This is a genomic window from Cupriavidus sp. FW305-F7 (assembly GCF_058782875.1).
Genome location: NZ_JBYSYC010000060.1, coordinates 25,211 through 42,190 on the forward strand (window position 1 = coordinate 25,211; position 16,980 = coordinate 42,190).

At 67.1% G+C, this 16,980-nt stretch carries 18 protein-coding genes; 15 read left to right on the plus strand and 3 right to left on the minus strand.

The features are described 5' to 3' along the window. The first annotated feature begins 110 nt into the window (after nucleotides 1-110). The 5 genes from AC3WL8_RS35315 to AC3WL8_RS35335 all read left to right on the plus strand — a co-directional run bounded on the left by AC3WL8_RS35315 (nucleotide 111) and on the right by AC3WL8_RS35335 (nucleotide 6,055). On the plus strand, nucleotides 111-1,172 hold the full coding sequence (locus AC3WL8_RS35315; protein ID WP_211980540.1) for a homocysteine S-methyltransferase family protein: 1,062 nt from the start codon (nucleotides 111-113) through the stop codon (nucleotides 1,170-1,172). 17 nt (nucleotides 1,173-1,189) lie between these two features. Then, entirely contained in the window at nucleotides 1,190-3,937 is a 2,748-nt protein-coding gene (gene metH / locus AC3WL8_RS35320) for a methionine synthase (protein ID WP_211980541.1), read from the plus strand. 263 nt (nucleotides 3,938-4,200) lie between these two features. Then, nucleotides 4,201-4,662 (plus strand): hypothetical protein, encoded by a 462-nt coding sequence (locus AC3WL8_RS35325; protein WP_211980542.1) that lies wholly within the window; start codon nucleotides 4,201-4,203, stop codon nucleotides 4,660-4,662. 307 nt (nucleotides 4,663-4,969) lie between these two features. Next, nucleotides 4,970-5,602 (plus strand): response regulator, encoded by a 633-nt coding sequence (locus AC3WL8_RS35330; protein ID WP_013955238.1) that lies wholly within the window; start codon nucleotides 4,970-4,972, stop codon nucleotides 5,600-5,602. Nucleotides 5,603-5,647: 45 nt separating this feature from the next. After that, nucleotides 5,648-6,055 (plus strand): response regulator, encoded by a 408-nt coding sequence (locus AC3WL8_RS35335; protein WP_211980543.1) that lies wholly within the window; start codon nucleotides 5,648-5,650, stop codon nucleotides 6,053-6,055. A 45-nt stretch (nucleotides 6,056-6,100) separates the two neighbouring features. On the opposite strand, the gene AC3WL8_RS35340 is transcribed toward AC3WL8_RS35335, so the two are convergent. Next, nucleotides 6,101-7,504: a sensor histidine kinase gene (locus AC3WL8_RS35340; RefSeq protein WP_211980544.1), complete on the minus strand. Its 1,404-nt coding sequence runs from the start codon at nucleotides 7,502-7,504 to the stop codon at nucleotides 6,101-6,103. A gap of 284 nt (nucleotides 7,505-7,788) precedes the next feature. On the opposite strand from AC3WL8_RS35340, the gene AC3WL8_RS35345 reads away from it, so the two are divergent. Both AC3WL8_RS35345 and AC3WL8_RS35350 read left to right on the plus strand, forming a co-directional pair. Next, nucleotides 7,789-7,956, plus strand: a complete 168-nt coding sequence (locus tag AC3WL8_RS35345) for a DUF1328 domain-containing protein (protein WP_010812883.1) — start codon at nucleotides 7,789-7,791, stop codon at nucleotides 7,954-7,956. Between the two features lie 52 nt (nucleotides 7,957-8,008). After that, a complete protein-coding gene (locus tag AC3WL8_RS35350; protein WP_013955242.1) occupies nucleotides 8,009-8,437 on the plus strand; it encodes a DUF883 family protein in 429 nt (142 codons plus the stop codon). 174 nt (nucleotides 8,438-8,611) lie between these two features. Here the strand turns inward: AC3WL8_RS35350 and AC3WL8_RS35355 are convergent, their stop codons facing one another. Then, nucleotides 8,612-8,932: a DUF1840 domain-containing protein gene (locus AC3WL8_RS35355; protein WP_013955243.1), complete on the minus strand. Its 321-nt coding sequence runs from the start codon at nucleotides 8,930-8,932 to the stop codon at nucleotides 8,612-8,614. A gap of 254 nt (nucleotides 8,933-9,186) precedes the next feature. On the opposite strand from AC3WL8_RS35355, the gene argS reads away from it, so the two are divergent. From argS to AC3WL8_RS35380, 5 genes are all read left to right on the plus strand, one after another. Next, on the plus strand, nucleotides 9,187-10,983 hold the full coding sequence (gene argS / locus AC3WL8_RS35360) for an arginine--tRNA ligase (RefSeq protein ID WP_153956608.1): 1,797 nt from the start codon (nucleotides 9,187-9,189) through the stop codon (nucleotides 10,981-10,983). Between the two features lie 117 nt (nucleotides 10,984-11,100). After that, on the plus strand, nucleotides 11,101-11,826 hold the full coding sequence (locus AC3WL8_RS35365; protein WP_013955245.1) for an SPOR domain-containing protein: 726 nt from the start codon (nucleotides 11,101-11,103) through the stop codon (nucleotides 11,824-11,826). 166 nt (nucleotides 11,827-11,992) lie between these two features. Then, nucleotides 11,993-12,628 carry a thiol:disulfide interchange protein DsbA/DsbL gene (locus AC3WL8_RS35370; RefSeq protein ID WP_013955246.1) on the plus strand — a complete coding sequence of 212 codons (636 nt, stop codon included), beginning with the start codon at nucleotides 11,993-11,995 and terminating at the stop codon, nucleotides 12,626-12,628. Between the two features lie 107 nt (nucleotides 12,629-12,735). Continuing rightward, nucleotides 12,736-13,542: an SDR family oxidoreductase gene (locus AC3WL8_RS35375; RefSeq protein ID WP_211980546.1), complete on the plus strand. Its 807-nt coding sequence runs from the start codon at nucleotides 12,736-12,738 to the stop codon at nucleotides 13,540-13,542. A gap of 2 nt (nucleotides 13,543-13,544) precedes the next feature. Further along, on the plus strand, nucleotides 13,545-14,378 hold the full coding sequence (locus AC3WL8_RS35380; RefSeq protein ID WP_211980547.1) for a helical backbone metal receptor: 834 nt from the start codon (nucleotides 13,545-13,547) through the stop codon (nucleotides 14,376-14,378). A gap of 16 nt (nucleotides 14,379-14,394) precedes the next feature. On the opposite strand, the gene AC3WL8_RS35385 is transcribed toward AC3WL8_RS35380, so the two are convergent. Beyond that, nucleotides 14,395-15,471, minus strand: coding sequence for an MBL fold metallo-hydrolase (locus AC3WL8_RS35385; RefSeq protein WP_153956606.1), 1,077 nt, complete (start codon nucleotides 15,469-15,471; stop codon nucleotides 14,395-14,397). Between the two features lie 208 nt (nucleotides 15,472-15,679). Between AC3WL8_RS35385 and AC3WL8_RS35390 the strand changes: the two genes are divergently transcribed. The 3 genes from AC3WL8_RS35390 to AC3WL8_RS35400 form a co-directional block, all read left to right on the plus strand. Then, complete coding sequence (locus AC3WL8_RS35390) at nucleotides 15,680-16,144, plus strand: MerR family transcriptional regulator (protein WP_013955250.1); 465 nt, start codon at nucleotides 15,680-15,682, stop codon at nucleotides 16,142-16,144. Nucleotides 16,145-16,272: 128 nt separating this feature from the next. Next, the gene (locus AC3WL8_RS35395; RefSeq protein WP_013955251.1) at nucleotides 16,273-16,749 is read left to right on the plus strand and encodes a PaaI family thioesterase; all 477 of its coding nucleotides are present in this window, start codon (nucleotides 16,273-16,275) and stop codon (nucleotides 16,747-16,749) included. 64 nt (nucleotides 16,750-16,813) lie between these two features. Beyond that, nucleotides 16,814-16,980 (plus strand): acyl-CoA dehydrogenase family protein (locus tag AC3WL8_RS35400; RefSeq protein ID WP_492379847.1); only part of this gene is annotated, 167 nt, incomplete at its 3' end.

Consider the following 16,980-nt stretch of genomic DNA (forward strand, 5'->3'; position numbering starts at 1 on the left):
TGATACACCTGATAAAATCGTCCCTCTTTGGCCAGCATCGGCCACAGCAGCGGCCCGGCGCCGATCCAGCCATGGATACGCCGCAGGCCCGCCTTTCCAGAGTCCCCGCCATGAGTGCCCCTGAATCCACCGCGGCCGCGCCGCGCCCCTACACCCGGGCTGCCGAGTTGCCCCGGCTGCTGCAAGAACGCATCCTGATCCTGGATGGCGCCATGGGCACCATGATCCAGCGCTACAAGCTGACCGAGGCGGACTACCGCGGCGCGCGCTTCGCGGAACACAAGGTGGACGTCAAGGGCAACAACGAACTGCTGCTGCTGACGCGCCCGCAGGTCATCAGCGAGATCCATGAGCAGTACCTGGCCGCCGGCGCCGACCTGATCGAGACCAACACCTTCGGTGCCACGCGCGTGGCGCAGGAAGACTACAAGATGGCGGACCTGGCGTACGAGATGAACGTCGAGGCCGCGCGCCTGGCGCGTGCCGCCTGCGACAAGTACAGCACGCCGGACAAGCCGCGCTTTGTCGCCGGCGCCTTCGGCCCGACGCCCAAGACCGCCAGCATCTCGCCCGACGTGAACGACCCGGGCGCGCGCAACGTGAGCTTCGAAGAGCTGCGCGATTCCTACTACGAACAGGGCAAGGGCCTGCTGGAAGGCGGCGCCGATGTGTTCCTGGTCGAGACCATCTTCGACACGCTCAATGCCAAGGCGGCGCTGTTCGCCATCGACCAGCTGTTCGAGGACACCGGCGAACGCCTGCCGGTGATGATCTCCGGCACGGTGACCGATGCCTCGGGCCGGATCCTGTCGGGCCAGACCGTGGAAGCGTTCTGGAACAGCCTGCGCCACGCCCGCCCGATCACCTTCGGGTTGAACTGCGCGCTGGGCGCAACGCTGATGCGCCCCTATATCGCCGAGCTGGCCAAGGTTTGCGATGCCGCGGTGTCGTGCTACCCGAACGCGGGTTTGCCGAACCCGATGAGCGACACGGGCTTCGACGAAACGCCCGAGGTCACCTCGTCGCTGGTGGAAGAGTTCGCCACCTCCGGGCTGGTGAACCTGGTGGGCGGCTGCTGCGGCACCACCCCCGAGCATATTGCCGCGATCGCCCAGCGCGTGGCCAACAAGACCCCCCGCACCTGGCCCGGCCAGTACCGCGACGCCGCCTGAGCCCGGAGCCCGACAACATGAGCGACAACCAACTGCCCCCGCGCCCGATGCGCCTGTCCGGCCTCGAGCCTTTCACCATTGACGACGACACGCTGTTCGTCAACGTCGGCGAGCGCACCAACGTGACCGGCTCCAAGGCCTTCGCGCGCATGATCCTGAACGGCCAGTTCGACGAGGCGCTGGCGGTGGCCCGCCAGCAGGTCGAGAACGGCGCGCAGATCATCGATATCAACATGGACGAGGCCATGCTGGACTCGAAGGCCGCCATGGTTCGCTTCCTGAACCTGATCGCCTCCGAGCCGGACATTGCGCGCGTGCCGATCATGATCGACTCGTCGAAGTGGGAAGTGATCGAGGCCGGCCTGCAGTGCGTGCAGGGCAAGCCAGTGGTCAACTCGATCTCGCTCAAGGAGGGCGAGGAACAGTTCCGCCACCACGCCGCGCTGATCCGCCGCTATGGCGCCGCCTCGGTGGTGATGGCCTTCGATGAGAAGGGCCAGGCCGACACCTTCCAGCGCAAGACCGAGATCTGCAAGCGCAGCTACGACATCCTGGTCAATGAAGTCGGCTTTCCGCCGGAAGACATCATCTTCGACCCGAATATCTTCGCGGTCGCGACCGGCATCGAGGAGCACAACAACTACGCGGTGGACTTCATCGAGGCCACGCGCTGGATCAAGCAGAACCTGCCGTATGCCAAGGTCAGCGGCGGCGTGTCCAACGTCTCGTTCTCGTTCCGCGGCAACGACACGGTGCGCGAGGCGATCCACACCGTGTTCCTGTACCACGCCATCGGCGCGGGCATGGACATGGGCATCGTCAACGCCGGCCAGCTCGGCGTGTATGACCAGCTTGATCCCGAGCTGCGCGAGCGCGTGGAAGACGTGGTCCTGAACCGCCGCGAAGATTCCACCGACCGCCTGCTGGAAATTGCGGACCGCTTCAAGGGCGGCGGCGCGAAGAAGGAAGAAAACCTGGCCTGGCGCGGCACGCCCGAGCAGCCAGTGCCGGTGGGCGAGCGCCTGGCGCACGCCCTGGTGCATGGCATTACCACCTTCATCGTCGAAGACACCGAAGAGGTCCGCCAGCAGGTCGAGGCGCGCGGCGGCCGCCCGATCGAGGTGATCGAGGGCCCGCTGATGGACGGCATGAACATCGTCGGCGACCTGTTCGGCGCGGGCAAGATGTTCCTGCCGCAGGTGGTCAAGAGCGCGCGCGTGATGAAGCAGGCGGTGGCACACCTGCTGCCCTACATCGAGGAAGAAAAGCGCCTGCTGGCCGAAGCCGGCGGGGACGTCAAGGCGCGCGGCAAGATCGTGATCGCCACCGTGAAGGGCGACGTGCACGACATCGGCAAGAACATCGTGTCGGTGGTGCTCCAGTGCAATAACTTTGAAGTGGTCAACATGGGCGTGATGGTCCCGTGCAACGAGATCCTGGCCAAGGCCAAGGTCGAGGGCGCGGACATCGTCGGGCTGTCGGGCCTGATCACGCCGTCGCTTGAAGAGATGGCCTACGTCGCCTCGGAGATGCAGCGCGACGACTACTTCCGCGTGAAGAAGATCCCGCTGCTGATCGGCGGCGCCACCACCTCGCGCGTGCATACCGCGGTCAAGATCGCGCCCAACTACGAAGGCCCGGTGGTGTACGTGCCGGACGCCTCGCGCTCGGTCAGCGTGGCGTCGAGCCTGCTGTCGGATGAAGGTGCGGCCAAGTACCTGGATGATCTGAAGACCGACTACGACCGCATCCGCACCCAGCACGCCAACAAGAAGGCTACGCCCATGGTGACGCTGGCGCAGGCGCGCGCCAACAAGACCCCGATCGACTGGAGCAGCTACGTGCCGCCCAAGCCCAAGTTCATCGGCCGGCGCGTGTTCCGCAACTACGACCTGGCGGAACTGGCCAACTACATCGACTGGGGCCCGTTCTTCCAGACCTGGGACCTGGCCGGCAAATTCCCCGACATCCTCAACGACGAGATCGTCGGCGAGTCGGCGCGCAAGGTGTTCTCGGACGGCAAGGCGATGCTGTCGCGCCTGATCCAGGGCCGCTGGCTGACCGCCAACGGCGTGATCGCGCTGCTGCCGGCCAATACCGTCAACGATGACGATATCGAGATCTACACCGACGAGACCCGCAGCAAGGTCGCGCTGACCTGGCACAACCTGCGCCAGCAGAGCGAGCGTCCGGTGGTGGATGGCGTGCGCCGCCCCAACCGTTGCCTGGCGGACTTCGTGGCACCGAAGGACAGCGGCATTGCCGATTACGTCGGCCTGTTCGCCGTGACCGGGGGCCTGGGCGTGGAGAAGAAGGAAGCGCAGTTCGAAGCCGACCACGACGACTACAGCGCGATCATGCTCAAGGCCCTGGCCGACCGCTTCGCCGAAGGCTTTGCCGAGTGCCTGCACGAACGCGTGCGCAAGGACTTGTGGGGCTATGACGCGGGCGAGCAGCTCACCAACGAGCAGCTGATCGCCGAGTCGTACCGCGGCATCCGCCCGGCGCCTGGCTACCCGGCGTGCCCGGAGCACACCGTCAAGGGCCCGATGTTCGAGTTCCTGGACGCGCCCGAGATCGGCATGGGCATCACCGAGTCGCTGGCGATGACGCCGGCCGCATCGGTGAGCGGCTTCTACCTGGCGCATCCGCAGTCGACCTACTTCACCATCGGCAAGATTGGACAGGACCAGCTCGACGACATGGCGGCGCGCCGCCACGAGGACCGCGCCACGCTGGAGCGAGCGCTGGCCCCCAACCTGTAACCGGGTGCGACGGCAGGGCGGCAGGGGCGGCGGCATGGCCCCGCCGCCAGCCCGTTGATGCAACAGGGAAAACCGCTGCAGGCGGCCTGCAAAGCCGTGCCGGGGCGATGTGCCAGGCGCCTCACAACTCCTTACAGAGCCTTTCAACTCCTCACAGACCGGCGCAGTCCGGCTCCCTAGACTGAGGGCTCGATACACGCAATCACCAGCGTGATCACCGCGGCGAATGTTTCGCCGCGGGGCATCCTGAAAGGAGTCTGTCCATGAAGAAACTGCTGCTCTCCCTGTCCGCTCTGTCGATCGCCGCCGCTTCCTCGCTGGCCATGGCCCAAGGCACCGGCGTTTCCGTTGGCACGAAGGCCGACGTCGGCGCATCGGTGACCACACCCTCTCCCGCCGCTGCAGCGCAGGGCGGCCTGAACACTGCCGGCAGCGCCGCCACGGGTGCCGCAGGCGCGGCCGAAAAGGGTCTGTCGACCGCGGGCGCGGCGACCAGCAAGGGCATGTCGGCAGCAGGCTCGGCGGCTGACAAGGGCCTGTCGACCGCCGGCGCGGCGGTCGACAAGAGTGTCGGCACCGCTGCCGACGCCACCGGCGACGCCGCGGCAGACGCCGGCACCAAGGCCAAGCATGGCAAGCACGCCACCAAGTCGACCAAGAAGGCCAAGACCGACGCGAGCGTGGGCGTCAGCGCCGGTGCTGACGCGGGTGCCAAGGCGCAGTAACGTGCTGCGCTAGTCCACAGTCACTGGCCATTGGCGACTAGCCTCGTGCCGGTGCCGGCGGTGCCAGGGCCCTCCAGGAAGTTTCAGTACTGACGCGCCGCAGCAAAGCGGGACGGATCACATCCGTCCCGCTTTGCTTTTGTGCGCGATCAGTGTGCCTTGTGGGGGCTGGCCCCGCCCCAATGTCAGCCTGACACTGACAGCCCGCGCCCGCGCCCGGCACTACAATGACATCAACGCAAGCGGTTCCGCCTGCACCCGACTGCACCGGGCAATGTGCCGGTCTGTTCAACCCAGTGGAGCCCACATGATCCGCGTCCTGATCGCTGACGATCACGAGATTGTGCGTGCCGGGCTGCGCCAGTTCCTTTCCGAAGAGCCCGACATCCAGGTGACAGGCGAGGCCGGAAGCGGCGACCAGGTCATGGCGCAGTTGCGCGATGCCGAGTTCGATGTGCTGGTCCTGGATATCTCGATGCCCGACCGCAACGGCATCGACGTGCTCAAGCTGATCCGTCAGCGCAAGCCCGAATTGCCGGTCCTGATCCTGTCTACGTACCCGGAAGACCAGTACGCGATCAACCTGATCCGTGCCGGCGCTTCTGGCTACCTGACCAAGGAAAGCGCCCCGGACGACCTGGTCAAGGCCATCCGCACGGTGGCCCAGGGCCGCCGCTACGTGAGTGCCACCGTGGCCGACCTGCTGATCGGCGGGCTCGACAAGCCGACCGAACAGCCGGTGCACCAGATGCTGTCGGAGCGCGAGTTCCAGATCTTCTGCAAGCTGTCGCGGGGGCAGTCGGTGTCGGTGATTGCCGACGAACTGTTTCTCAGCGTCAAGACCGTCAGTACCTATCGTTCCCGCATTCTCGAGAAAATGGGCATGAAGACCAACGCTGACCTGACCTATTACGCCATCAAGAACGGCCTGGTCGAATAACAGCCCGAGATGGGCGGCACCGGACGAGGACCAGCAATACATAACATGTCGGAGCAGGCTTCGAACACTTCCTACCGGGCGCTGAGCATACTGCTGATTGAAGACTCGGCGGTCCTGCGAGGCATGCTGCTCGAATACCTGAAGGATTTCCCGTTCATCGAGAACGTGGACTGGGCCGATACCGAAGCCATGGCGCTGCGGCTGCTCGCCGCCGGCAAGTACGATGTGGTCATCGTCGATCTGCAGTTGCGCCAGGGCAACGGCATCAATGTGCTGCGCGCGATGCAGCGCAACGGCACCGGCGCGGTGCGCATCGTCTACACCAACCACGCCCAGGTCAGCATGTATCGCCGCCAGTGCGCCGAGGCCGGTGCGGACTACTTCTTCGACAAGTCGCTCGAGCTCGAGCAGGTGTTCCGCGTGATCGAGGAGCACGCGGCAACGGCGCCCTGAGCCGGGCCAGCACCTCGTTCCCTCATCACTGTCCGCCGGTGCGCGTCAGGCGCGCGCCGGCTCCTGGTTTTCCGGCTCCTCTGCCGGCGCCAGCACCGCGTCCGTCAGCGGCACCTCGATGCGGATGCGCACGCCCGCCTGTGCCGAGGAATCGATCTGCATGCTGCCGCCCAGCGCGGTGACGCGCTGCTCCATGCCCAGCAGCCCGTGGTGGCCGGCGGTGCTGCCGGCGTCGAAGTCCGCCGGCAGTCCCTTGCCGTCGTCGCGCACGGTCAGCGTCAGCAGGTTGCCCTGGCAGGCCAGGCTGACATCGATGTGTTTGGCTTCAGAGTACTTGCTGGCGTTGGTCAGCGATTCCTGCACGATCCGGTACAGCGCGATCGCGGCCTCGTCGCGCAGCGGCGGCAGGTCTTCCGGCACGCTGACATGGGTCTCCCAGTCATTGCGGCCCCCCACTTCCTCGACCAGCTGGCAGACCGCCGCGCGCAGGCCCAGGTTCAGCAGCACCGTGGGGCGCAGGTCTTCGATCAGGCGGCGCTTGATCTGGATGCCCTGGTCCACGTGCAGCATCACGCGCGTCAGGCGCTCCGCCGCCACCGGATGGTCCTCCTGCACCTTGCGGCGCACCCAGTGCAGGTCCAGCTTGATCGCGGTCAGGATGGCGCCCAGCTCATCGTGCAGCTCGCGCGCCAGGCGTGTCTTCTCGTCCTCGGTCACGCGCTGCAGGTGGGCGGCCAGCGCAGACAGCTGCCGCGTGCGGGCGCGCACCTTGCGGTCCAGCCGCACGCTTTCCTCTTCCAGTTGGATGCGCACCGCCTCGGCCATCGACAGCCGCTTGGCGTGGCCCACGCCCACCGCCATCATCAGGATGATGTTGATGGCCGTGAGCAGGCCGATGCCGTAGCGCGACAGCTGCACGTCGTTCTCGGCACCTTCCAGCCGGTGCGAGACCGCGCCGGCCTCGCGCGCCTGCAGCTGGTCCAGGCCGCGGCGCGCGTTGTCCATGGTCTCTTTGCCGTAGTCGGTGCGGATCAGGTCCAGTGCCACTTCCAGGTCGCGCTTGCCATACACCAGCGTCAGCGCCATCTCGTTGAGCTTGCTGTTGACCAGCTTGGAGGTATCGGCGAACTGCTTCAGGCCTTCGGGATCGTGGGCATAGCCGGCGCGGATCTGCGCCATCAGCTCGGCGATGCGCGGCAGGGCCTTGTAGTACGGCTCCAGGTAGCTTTCCTTGCCGGTCAGCAGGAAGCCGCGCTGGCCGGCCTCGGCATTGACCAGCTCGCCGTTGAGCGCCGCCAGCTCGGTCTGCACGCGCTGGGAGCGGATCACGTCGGTATAGCTTTCGCGCAGGCGGATATTGCCGGTTTCCGACGCCACCAGCACCGCCAGCGTCAGCAGGATGCCGCCCGCCAGCAGCAGCGTGTGGGGGAGAAAAGACTGCTTGAACATGGGCAATTCCTGTTTAGTGAAGGCGCGCCGCTCGCCCGCCGCAGCGCCAGGGAGCGCCCATGGAATCACATCGATCGCCATGGGTCAACCTTGAAGCCGGGCCCGCGCGGGCGTTGTCCGAGAGCTTGTAGGACTCGGCTGACAACGGAATCGGCTCGCTGTCAGTATTGGTGCGCGGGCTGGCTTTCTACGATGAGGCTATGAGCTTGCACCCCTTGGCGCAAGCCCTCACATGGGCCCAGCCAGTGCGCCTGGCGCGGTCCGATCGCTTCGGGAGCCTAGCCATGCTGCAATATGCACTCGTATTTTTCGTCATCGCCCTGATCGCCGCGATCTTCGGCTTCGGCGGGATTGCCGCCGGCGCCGTGGAAATCGCCAAGATCCTGTTCTTCATCTTCCTGGTCGTGGCGCTGGTCGCCGCGGTGATGGGCCTGGTCCGCAGGGGGCGATGACACCGGCCGCGAGCCGTTTTTCCCCACCGCCGACCGAACCTGAGGAGACCGTATGCTGACGCAGAACCCGAAAGTCAGGAAGGAACTGAACCACCTGTCCGACAGTGCCGACAGTGCCATCCGCCATATCAGGCATGCCGCGCGCGACACGCGCGATGCGGCAGCGCCGGTATCCGCAGAAGTCAAGGCGCTGATCGCCCAGCTGGAGCACACCATCGAAGTACTGGCGCGCGAGGGCTCTGCCGAGAGCATGCGCGCCGGGCAGCGCCTGCGCGAGCGGGCCACCGACATGGCGCATCGGCTGCGCGCCCAGACCACCGACGGCATGATGCGCGCCCGCGAGCGCATGGATGGTGCGGTGGAACACGCCCAGCACCGCGTGGCCGAGTCGCCGCTGAAGGCGGTGGCGATCGCGGCGGCCGTGGGGGCGCTGATCGGGCTGCTGCTGGCCAATGGCCGGCGCCATTCAGAGGAGGATTAGGCCCGCCCCCAGCCACCACACCGATACCGGGATCCGCCTGGCACGCCGTGCGGGTCCTGCAAGGGATTCCCCCTTTCCGGAATTCTCGTCCGGAAGCCCGGCAGCCCACTGCGGTGCCGGGCTTTTTTTTGCGCGCGGCGATCCGTGCCGCACGCAACCGGGTGTCTGTTCCCGTCACACCCCCCACATCACGTTGGCGCCCTCACGCTGGGAGGCACGCAGCATGTCCAGGAACGGGTAGGCGCGCTGGCCCAGGTGCAGCGGTTCTTCCTCGTCTTCGTCCTTGCCGGTGTCCGCTTCGACGGCCGAGCTGGCGGGATGGGTCTTGGCATCGGCGACCGCGGCTTCCAGCTTGTGGATCGCGGTTGGAAGCTCTTCAACGGTGATCACCCCTCGTTCCCCGAGGCGCTTGCCGATGATGCCAAGCAGCGTCATCGCCAGATCCTTCATCATGATCAGGTCCTGCGCGGCGTGGGATTTGAAGGTGATCAGCATGATGTGTTTTCCTTTCACGGAGAGGCGGGGGCGTTCCCGGGGGCGGGAAGTCTCGCTGATTTTGGCCCCGGATTGTGGCCCGGGGCCATCCTCGCGCATGATGTCAGCATAGCACCTGATAAAATTCGGCGTTCCCGATTCCCATGCCTGTCACGCGGCGCGGCGTTGCTTTGCCGTCACTTGCCGTATTCCGGGCGCCGGCGCTGCCCCAGGGGCTGCGCCTGAATACCTTGCCCACAGGGCTTCCGACATCCATGCTGCCTGTTCAGACCTCTAATCTTGCCGCCGCGTTCACTGATGCGGTGCGCGCGCTCGCCCCGGCCGATGCCACCCTGCCCGCCGTCACCTTCGAGCGGCCCAAGGTGGCCGCCCACGGAGACCTTGCCTGCAACATCGCCATGCAGGTCGCGCGCGCGCTCAAGAGCAATCCGCGCGAGCTGGCCCAGCGCATCGTCGATGCGGTGCAGGCCGACGCGCGCGCGCAGGGCCTGGTCCAGGCCATGGAGATTGCCGGCCCCGGCTTCATCAACCTGCGCCTGACCCCGGCCGCCAAGGCCGACGTGCTGCGCGCGGTGCTGGCCGAGGGCGACCGCTACGGCGCGCGCGAGCGCGGCGTGCACGGCCAGGTGCTGGTGGAGTTCGTCTCGGCCAACCCGACCGGCCCGCTTCACGTTGGCCACGGGCGCCAGGCGGCGCTGGGCGATGCGCTGGCCAACCTGCTGTCGTGGCAGGGCTTCCACGTGCACCGCGAGTTCTACTACAACGACGCCGGCGTGCAGATCCAGACCCTGGCGCTGTCGGTGCAGGCGCGCGCGCGCGGCCTCAAGCCGGGCGACGCCAGCTGGCCTGAGGCCGCCTACAACGGCGACTACATCGCCGACATCGCCGCCGATTTCCTGGCCGGCAAGACTGTCAGCGCCTCGGACGGCGAGCCCGTGACCGCGTCAGGCAACGTCGAGGACATCGACTCGATCCGCAAGTTTGCCGTCACCTACCTGCGCAATGAGCAGGACATCGACCTGCAGGCCTTCGGCGTCAAGTTCGACCGCTACTACCTGGAGTCGTCGCTGTATAGCGACGGCCGCGTCGAAGCCGCGGTGCAGTCGCTGATCGGCAAGGGCAAGACCTACGAGAGCGAGGGCGCGCTGTGGCTGCGCACCACCGACGACGGCGACGACAAGGACCGCGTGATGAAGAAGAGCGACGGCACCTATACGTACTTCGTGCCGGACGTGGCCTACCACACCACCAAGTGGGAGCGTGGCTTCACCAAGGTCATCAACGTGCAGGGCAGCGACCACCACGGCACCATCGCGCGCGTGCGCGCCGGCCTGCAGGGCCTGGACATGGGCATCCCGCAGGGCTACCCCGACTACGTGCTGCACAAGATGGTCACCGTGATGAAGAACGGCGAGGAGGTCAAGATCTCCAAGCGCGCCGGCTCCTATGTCACCGTGCGCGACCTGATCGAATGGTCCAACGGCCAGGACGACACCTGCGAGACCATCCGCGGCTGCCTGGAGCAAGGCGTGGCCGACTGGCCCGCGCACTTCACCCGTGGCCGCGACGCGGTGCGCTTCTTCCTGCTGTCGCGCAAGGCCGATACCGAGTTCGTGTTCGACGTCGACCTCGCGCTCAAGCAGAGCGACGAGAACCCGGTGTACTACGTGCAGTACGCCCATGCCCGCATCTGCTCGATCTTCGAGTCGTGGGGCGGCGCGGACTGGGAAGCCCGCCTGGCCGAGCTGGCCGGCGCCGACCTGTCCGCCGTGACCGGCCCCGAAGCCAGCGCCCAGGCGCAGGCGCTGGGACAGCGCCTGGCCGAGTTCCCGGACATGCTGTCGGCCGCCGCCGCCGAGCTGGCGCCGCATGCGGTCGCCTTCTACCTGCGCGACCTGGCCGGCGACTTCCACGCCTTCTACAACGCCGACCGCGTGCTGGTGGACGACGAGGCCGTCAAGCGCGCCCGGCTGGCGCTGCTGGCCGCCACGCGCCAGGTGCTGCGCAACGGCCTGGCGGTGATCGGCGTGTCCGCTCCGCGCCGCATGTAAGCAGACGTCCGGCGTCCCCCGCGCGGGACGCACGGGGCCGTCCGGCCCCGGGGACGATGCCAGTGCTGCCGTTGGCGGCGCTGGCCCTATAATCCCGGCATCACCGAAGAGGACTTCATGCAACAGCAACGCAAGCGCGAGTCGCGCCATGTCCGCCGCAACCAGCAACGCGGCGGTACGTTCCTGGGCCTGGTGCTCGGGCTGATCGTCGGGCTGGCCATCGCCGTGGTGGTCGCCCTGTACATCACCAAGTCGCCGACCCCGTTCCAGCAGAAGAGTGCCCCGCGCCCGAGCGAGCCGGGTAATGTCACCAGCCAGCTGCCGCCGCCGGCCCAGCGCGCCGACGAGGGCCCGAGCGACCCCAACAAGCCGCTGTGGAGCAAGACCCCGGCCAAGCCGGTGGGCCAGCCGCCCGAGCCGGAACCGAAGGCGAACGGCCGTTCTGGCCAGAACGGCCAGCAACCCCCGGTGGCAGTGGCCCGTCCGGCCGAGAAGCCGGTGGAAAAGCCCGCGGAAAAGCCGGCTGACAAGCCCGTCGCCAGCAAGCCGGCCGAGAAGCCGGTGGCCGACCCGATCGCCGAGATCGCCCAGGCCGACGCCAACAAGGTGGGCTACCTGCTGCAGGTGGGCGCGTTCCGCTCGTCGGACGACGCCGACCGCCAGAAGGCCAACCTGGCGATGCAGGGCTTCGAAGCCAGGATCACCGAACGCGACGTCAACGGCGTCAAGATGTACCGGGTGCGCCTGGGGCCGTTCAACCGCATCGAAGACATGAACAAGGCACGCGACCGGCTGCAGTCGTCCGGCTTCGAGGCCTCGGTGATCCGCTTCACCAAGCAGTAAGCCGGACCGCAGGGTCAGGCGTTATTCCGGTCGTGCCGGCGGCACTGGCTGTCATCGCCGGTAACCGCCGCAACACGTTGTCACTAGAAGTGGCCGGCGTTCCGCTGAACCGGACGCCGCCGCCGCTGTCATACGCTCATCGTCCAAACCGCAAGGCCGCACCAAGATGAAAAAACTCGCCGCACTGTTCGCCATGTTCGCCGCCGTGGGCGGCCTGCTGATGTCCGCCCCGTCCCGGGCGGCGCCCGCCGAGGGCAAGGAATACCAGGTCCTGAAGGCGGCCCAGCCGGTCGCCGCGGGCAAGATCGAGGTGACCGAGTTCTTCTGGTACGGCTGCCCGCACTGCTACGATTTCGAGCCGGATCTGGAAGCCTGGGTCAAGAAGCAGGGCAGCAACGTGGTCTTCAAGCGCGTGCCGGTCGCGTTCCGTGACGACCTGCTGCCGCACACCAAGATCTTCTATGCGCTGGAAGCCATCGGCAAGCTCGACGCCATGCACACCAAGGTCTTCAACGCCATCCACGTGGACCGCAAGCGCATGACGGACCCCAACGAGATCGCCGACTTCATGGCCAAGAACGGTGTGGACCGCAAGGCCTTCCTGGACGCCTACAACTCGTTCACGGTGACCACCAACTCGCAGCGCGCCAACAAGATCGCCGACGCCTACAAGATCGACGGCGTGCCGACCGTGGTGGTGCAGGGCAAGTTCGTGACCTCGCCGTCGATTGCCGGCAACAAGCAGGGCGCGATCCAGACCATGGATTACCTGGTGGACCAGGTGAAGGCGAAGAAGATGTAATCTGCTGGCGGCCTTCGCAAGCCGAGGGTTATCCAACACCTGTAGCAAGCCAAACGGCTGGTATCCTGTACCAGCCGTTTTTTATTTCAGACCGCAACCCTGCCTTCATGCGTCCTCTCAAAGTCTTCCTGACCGGCGCCTCCAGCGGCCTGGGCCAGGCTCTCGCGCGCGAATACGCGTCGCAGGGCGCCATCCTCGGGCTGGTGGCGCGCCGCGAGGACGCGCTGCGCGAGTTTGTCGCCACGCTGCCCAACCCGGGCGCGGTGCGCGTCTACGGCGCCGATGTGCGCGATGCCGACGCCATGGCGCGCGCCGCGCAGGACTTCCTTGGGCATTTCGGCTGCCCGGACGTGGTGATCGCCAATGCCGGGGTCTCGGTCGGCACCGTCGCCAGCGAGCGCGAGGACCTCGACGCCTTCCGCCAGGTGATGGATACCAACTGGTTCGGCGTGCTGACCACATTCCAGCCCTTCCTGCGCGCGATGCAGGCGCGCGAGCCTGGCCACTTCGGGCGCCGCGGCACGCTGGTGGGCATTGCCAGCGTCGCCGGCGTGCGCGGGCTACCGGGCGCGGGCGCCTACAGCGCGTCCAAGTCGGCGGTGATCAAGCTGCTGGAAAGCCTGCGGCTGGAGCAGCGCGCGCACGGCATCCGCGTGGTCACGATCGCGCCTGGCTATATCCGCACGCCGATGACCGCGCACAACCCGTACCGCATGCCGTTCCTGACCGATGCCGACGTGTTCGCGCGCAAGGCCGTCCGCGTGATCGCAGCCGGCCGGCGTTTCCGCGTGATTCCGTGGCCGATGGGCGTGGTGGCGGCGCTGCTGCACGTGATGCCGCGCTGGCTCTACGATGCGCTGGCCGCGGGCGCGCCGCGCAAGCCGCGGCGCGCCGACCCGCCGCAGGAGCCCTGACCATGTGGCGCGACGCCATCGGCCAGCAGCATGCCGCCGCCAGCGGGGTGGTGCGGATCGCGTCGCTGGTGCCGTCGGTGACGGAGTTGCTGTTCGCGCTCGGGCTGGCCCGGCAGATGGTGGCGCGCACCGGCTTCTGCATCCACCCGGAACCGGCCGTGCGCGCGGTGCCCAAGGTGGGCGGCACCAAGGACGTGAACGTGGCGCGGCTGCGCGAGCTGGCGCCCACGCACGTGGTGGTCAATATCGATGAGAACCGGCGCGAGACCGTGGACGAGATCCGCGCGTTCGTGCCCAATGTGATCGTCACCCATCCGTGCGCGCCGGAAGACAATCTGGGCCTGTACCAGCTGCTGGGCGGCATCTTCGGCTGCCACGCCGAAGCCGAGGCGCTGTGCACGGCGCTGCAGGTGCAGCTGGACGCGATCTGCGTGCGCCCGTGGCCGGCGCGCCGCGTGCTGTATACGATCTGGCAGGACCCGTGGATGACGGTGTCGCGCGACACCTATATCAGCCGCTTGCTGGCGCTGGCCAACTGGCAGACCTGGCCGGACGGCGGCGCTGCATTGCAAGCCTGCGTGGGCGGCGACTGCAGCCGCCCCAACGCGCCCGGCGAGCGCTATCCCACCTTCCGCTGGAGCGACGCGCTGGTGCGCGAGCTCGACCTCGTGCTGCTGTCGACCGAGCCCTACCGCTTTACCGAAGACCACGCCGACGCGCTCGAGCGCCAGCTTGGCAAGCCGGTGCTGCTGGTCGACGGCGAGATGCTGTCCTGGTATGGCAGCCGCGCCATCGACGGGGTGCGCTACCTGGCGGCGCTGGCGGCCGCCAACTAAGGCCCTGCTAAGCCAGTCAGGCCGCGCGGAAGCGGATCACGCCGTCGTCGCCGGTCTCCCGCACCAGTTCGCCACGGTGCCACAGGCAGTGCAGGTGGGCCAGCGACTCGCCCATGGCGAAGGTCATCTGGTGGATGTCGAACTGGCGCTTGAAGATCACGCTGACGATGTCGTGCGCGCTGCAGGCCTTCCCGCCGCAGGCTTCGAGCGTTTCGGCGAGGCGGTCGGCATGGTGCTCGCGCAGCTGCATGATGCGGGTATGCAGGTTGCGGAAGGGGCGGCCGTGCGAGGGCAGGATCAGCACGTCCTGCGGCAGTGGCTCATACTTGCCGAGCGAGTCCAGGTAAAGCTGCAGCGAATTGCCTTCGGGCTCCATGTCGAACACGCTGACATTGGTCGAGATGCGCGGCAGCACCATGTCGCCGGAGATCAGCACATTGGTGGCGGCGTTGTACAGCGCCACGTGCTCGGGCGAATGGCCGAAGCCGGTGATCACGCGCCAGGCCGAGGTCGCCGCATCGGTGCCGATCCGTACCGTGTCGCCTTCCATCATGCGGCGGTACTGCGCCGGCAGGTCCGGCACCAGCGACGGGTAGTAGGTCTTGCGCGCGCGCAGCTTTTCCTGGCTGTCGGCATCGGTCAGGCCGTGCAGCGCGAAGTGCGCGGCGGCGGCGTCGCCGCCCGCGCTGGAGCCGGCACCGGTGCCGCTGCCCATCACGCGCGCGCTCATGTAGTCGCCCAGGCTCATCCACAGCCGTACGCCGAAGCGCTTGCACAGCCAGTGCGCCAGGCCGACGTGGTCGGGGTGGCTGTGCGTCACCAGCACGCGCACCACCGGCAGGCCTTCCAGCTCATTGGCGAAGATGGTTTCCCAGTGGCCCTTGATGATGTCGTTGGTGATGCCGCAGTCGATGATGGTCCAGCCGTCGCGGCCGTCCAGGCGGTCGCGCAGCAGCCACAGGTTGATATGGTCGAGCGCGAACGGCAGCGGCATGCGCAGCCAGTAGACGCCGGGGGCGACTTCCTGCTTGGAGCCGGGCTCGGGCATGGTGTCGCCGAACGGGTATTGGAGCTGGTGTTCGAGTGCGTTCATGAGGAGTCTCGTGGTCGAAGCCTGGCGCCAGGGCGCGGGCTTTCTCGTTCTGCCGCCACGCCCGGCCCGAAAGACCTGGGGCGTGAAAGCACCGGTTGCCAGCCGTCCTGGTTGACGCTAACGTAAACGTCAATCATACGGCTCGTTTCCATCTTAAGCGAAAACTTGACTTCACAACGAACGACCGTTCACTTTCTTTGGGCAGGCTATGTCAGCGACGCCAGCGGCGGCTTCCGCCACCTTCACCATCACCGACCTTGCGCGTGAATTTGACATCACGCCCCGGGCCATCCGTTTCTACGAGGACCAGGGCCTGCTGTCGCCGGAGCGCGAAGGGCCGGGCGGGCGCAAGCGGGTCTACAACGGCCGTGAACGGACCCGGCTGAAGCTGACGCTGCGCGGCAAGAGGTTGGGGCTTACTCTCAATGAGATCCGCGAGATCCTTGATCTCTACGAGTCGCCGCGCGACACCACCCCGCAGCTGGAGCGCTTCCTGCACTCGCTCGCGGCGCACCGGCGCACGCTGGAGCAGCAGATGGAAGACTTGCAGGCTCAATTGGCCGAGATCGACCAGCATGAGCGGCAGTGCAGGGCCTTGCTGGCCGCGCAGACCGGCAAGCCGCAGCCGGCCACGGAAGGCGGCGATGCGCCGGCCCGGACCACCGCCGCCTGAAGCGCCACTTCCACCGGCATCCGTGCCGGATGGGATTGACGTTTACGTAAACGTCAATAGAATACCCGGACAGCGCGCGCAGCCTGTGGCTGCCCGGCGACCCAACGTTTTCACACCGGAACTCCGCCATGACGTCATCCAACGCCAGTGCCGTACCCGCTGAACCAGGATCGCTGTCCGCCGCGCGCGCCGACGCCATTGCCACCAGTTTTTCCCGCCAGGGGCTGATGACCACCTTTGGCGCGAGCCTGCGGCGGGTGGACCGCGGCGAGGTCGAGCTGGCGATGCCGTGGTCCGACGGCGTGACCCAGCAGCACGGCTTCTTCCACGGCGGCGCGGTGGGTGCGCTGGCAGACAGCGCCTGCGGCTATGCCGCGCTGACGATGGTGGGCGAAGATGAGGCGGGCCTGACCGCCGAATACAAGATCAACCTGCTGTCTCCCGCCCAGGGCGAACGCCTGGTGGCGGTGGGGCGGGTCCTCAAGCCCGGGCGCACGCTGATCGTGGCGCAGGGCGATGTCTATGTCGAGCAGGACGGCCGCCGCAAGCAGGTGGCCACCATGCTGATGACGCTGTGCGTGGTCAAGACACTGGGCCACGTCTGAACTGGCGGATCCGGCCATCCATCCGGAACCCGACACACATACCGATTCCAAACAGGAGACCATCATGACCGAACTGCCAGGCCTGAAATTCGATCTGGGCGAAGACATCGAGATGCTGCGCAACTCCGTGCGCGACTGGGCCCAGGCCGAACTAGCCCCGCGCGCCGCCGAGATCGACCGCACCGACCAGTTCCCGATGGACGCCTGGAAGAAGATGGGCGACCTGGGCGT

What these genes read in the sequence shown, in the direction of transcription:
- AC3WL8_RS35315 (WP_211980540.1), top strand. Translation starts at nt 111, where the DNA reads ATGAGTGCCCCTGAATCCACCGCGGCCGCGCCGCGCCCCTACACCCGG.
- metH (WP_211980541.1), top strand. Translation starts at nt 1,190, where the DNA reads ATGAGCGACAACCAACTGCCCCCGCGCCCGATGCGCCTGTCCGGCCTC.
- AC3WL8_RS35325 (WP_211980542.1), top strand. Translation starts at nt 4,201, where the DNA reads ATGAAGAAACTGCTGCTCTCCCTGTCCGCTCTGTCGATCGCCGCCGCT.
- AC3WL8_RS35330 (WP_013955238.1), top strand. Translation starts at nt 4,970, where the DNA reads ATGATCCGCGTCCTGATCGCTGACGATCACGAGATTGTGCGTGCCGGG.
- AC3WL8_RS35335 (WP_211980543.1), top strand. Translation starts at nt 5,648, where the DNA reads ATGTCGGAGCAGGCTTCGAACACTTCCTACCGGGCGCTGAGCATACTG.
- AC3WL8_RS35340 (WP_211980544.1), bottom strand. Translation starts at nt 7,504, where the DNA reads ATGTTCAAGCAGTCTTTTCTCCCCCACACGCTGCTGCTGGCGGGCGGC.
- AC3WL8_RS35345 (WP_010812883.1), top strand. Translation starts at nt 7,789, where the DNA reads ATGCTGCAATATGCACTCGTATTTTTCGTCATCGCCCTGATCGCCGCG.
- AC3WL8_RS35350 (WP_013955242.1), top strand. Translation starts at nt 8,009, where the DNA reads ATGCTGACGCAGAACCCGAAAGTCAGGAAGGAACTGAACCACCTGTCC.
- AC3WL8_RS35355 (WP_013955243.1), bottom strand. Translation starts at nt 8,932, where the DNA reads ATGCTGATCACCTTCAAATCCCACGCCGCGCAGGACCTGATCATGATG.
- argS (WP_153956608.1), top strand. Translation starts at nt 9,187, where the DNA reads ATGCTGCCTGTTCAGACCTCTAATCTTGCCGCCGCGTTCACTGATGCG.
- AC3WL8_RS35365 (WP_013955245.1), top strand. Translation starts at nt 11,101, where the DNA reads ATGCAACAGCAACGCAAGCGCGAGTCGCGCCATGTCCGCCGCAACCAG.
- AC3WL8_RS35370 (WP_013955246.1), top strand. Translation starts at nt 11,993, where the DNA reads ATGAAAAAACTCGCCGCACTGTTCGCCATGTTCGCCGCCGTGGGCGGC.
- AC3WL8_RS35375 (WP_211980546.1), top strand. Translation starts at nt 12,736, where the DNA reads ATGCGTCCTCTCAAAGTCTTCCTGACCGGCGCCTCCAGCGGCCTGGGC.
- AC3WL8_RS35380 (WP_211980547.1), top strand. Translation starts at nt 13,545, where the DNA reads ATGTGGCGCGACGCCATCGGCCAGCAGCATGCCGCCGCCAGCGGGGTG.
- AC3WL8_RS35385 (WP_153956606.1), bottom strand. Translation starts at nt 15,471, where the DNA reads ATGAACGCACTCGAACACCAGCTCCAATACCCGTTCGGCGACACCATG.
- AC3WL8_RS35390 (WP_013955250.1), top strand. Translation starts at nt 15,680, where the DNA reads ATGTCAGCGACGCCAGCGGCGGCTTCCGCCACCTTCACCATCACCGAC.
- AC3WL8_RS35395 (WP_013955251.1), top strand. Translation starts at nt 16,273, where the DNA reads ATGACGTCATCCAACGCCAGTGCCGTACCCGCTGAACCAGGATCGCTG.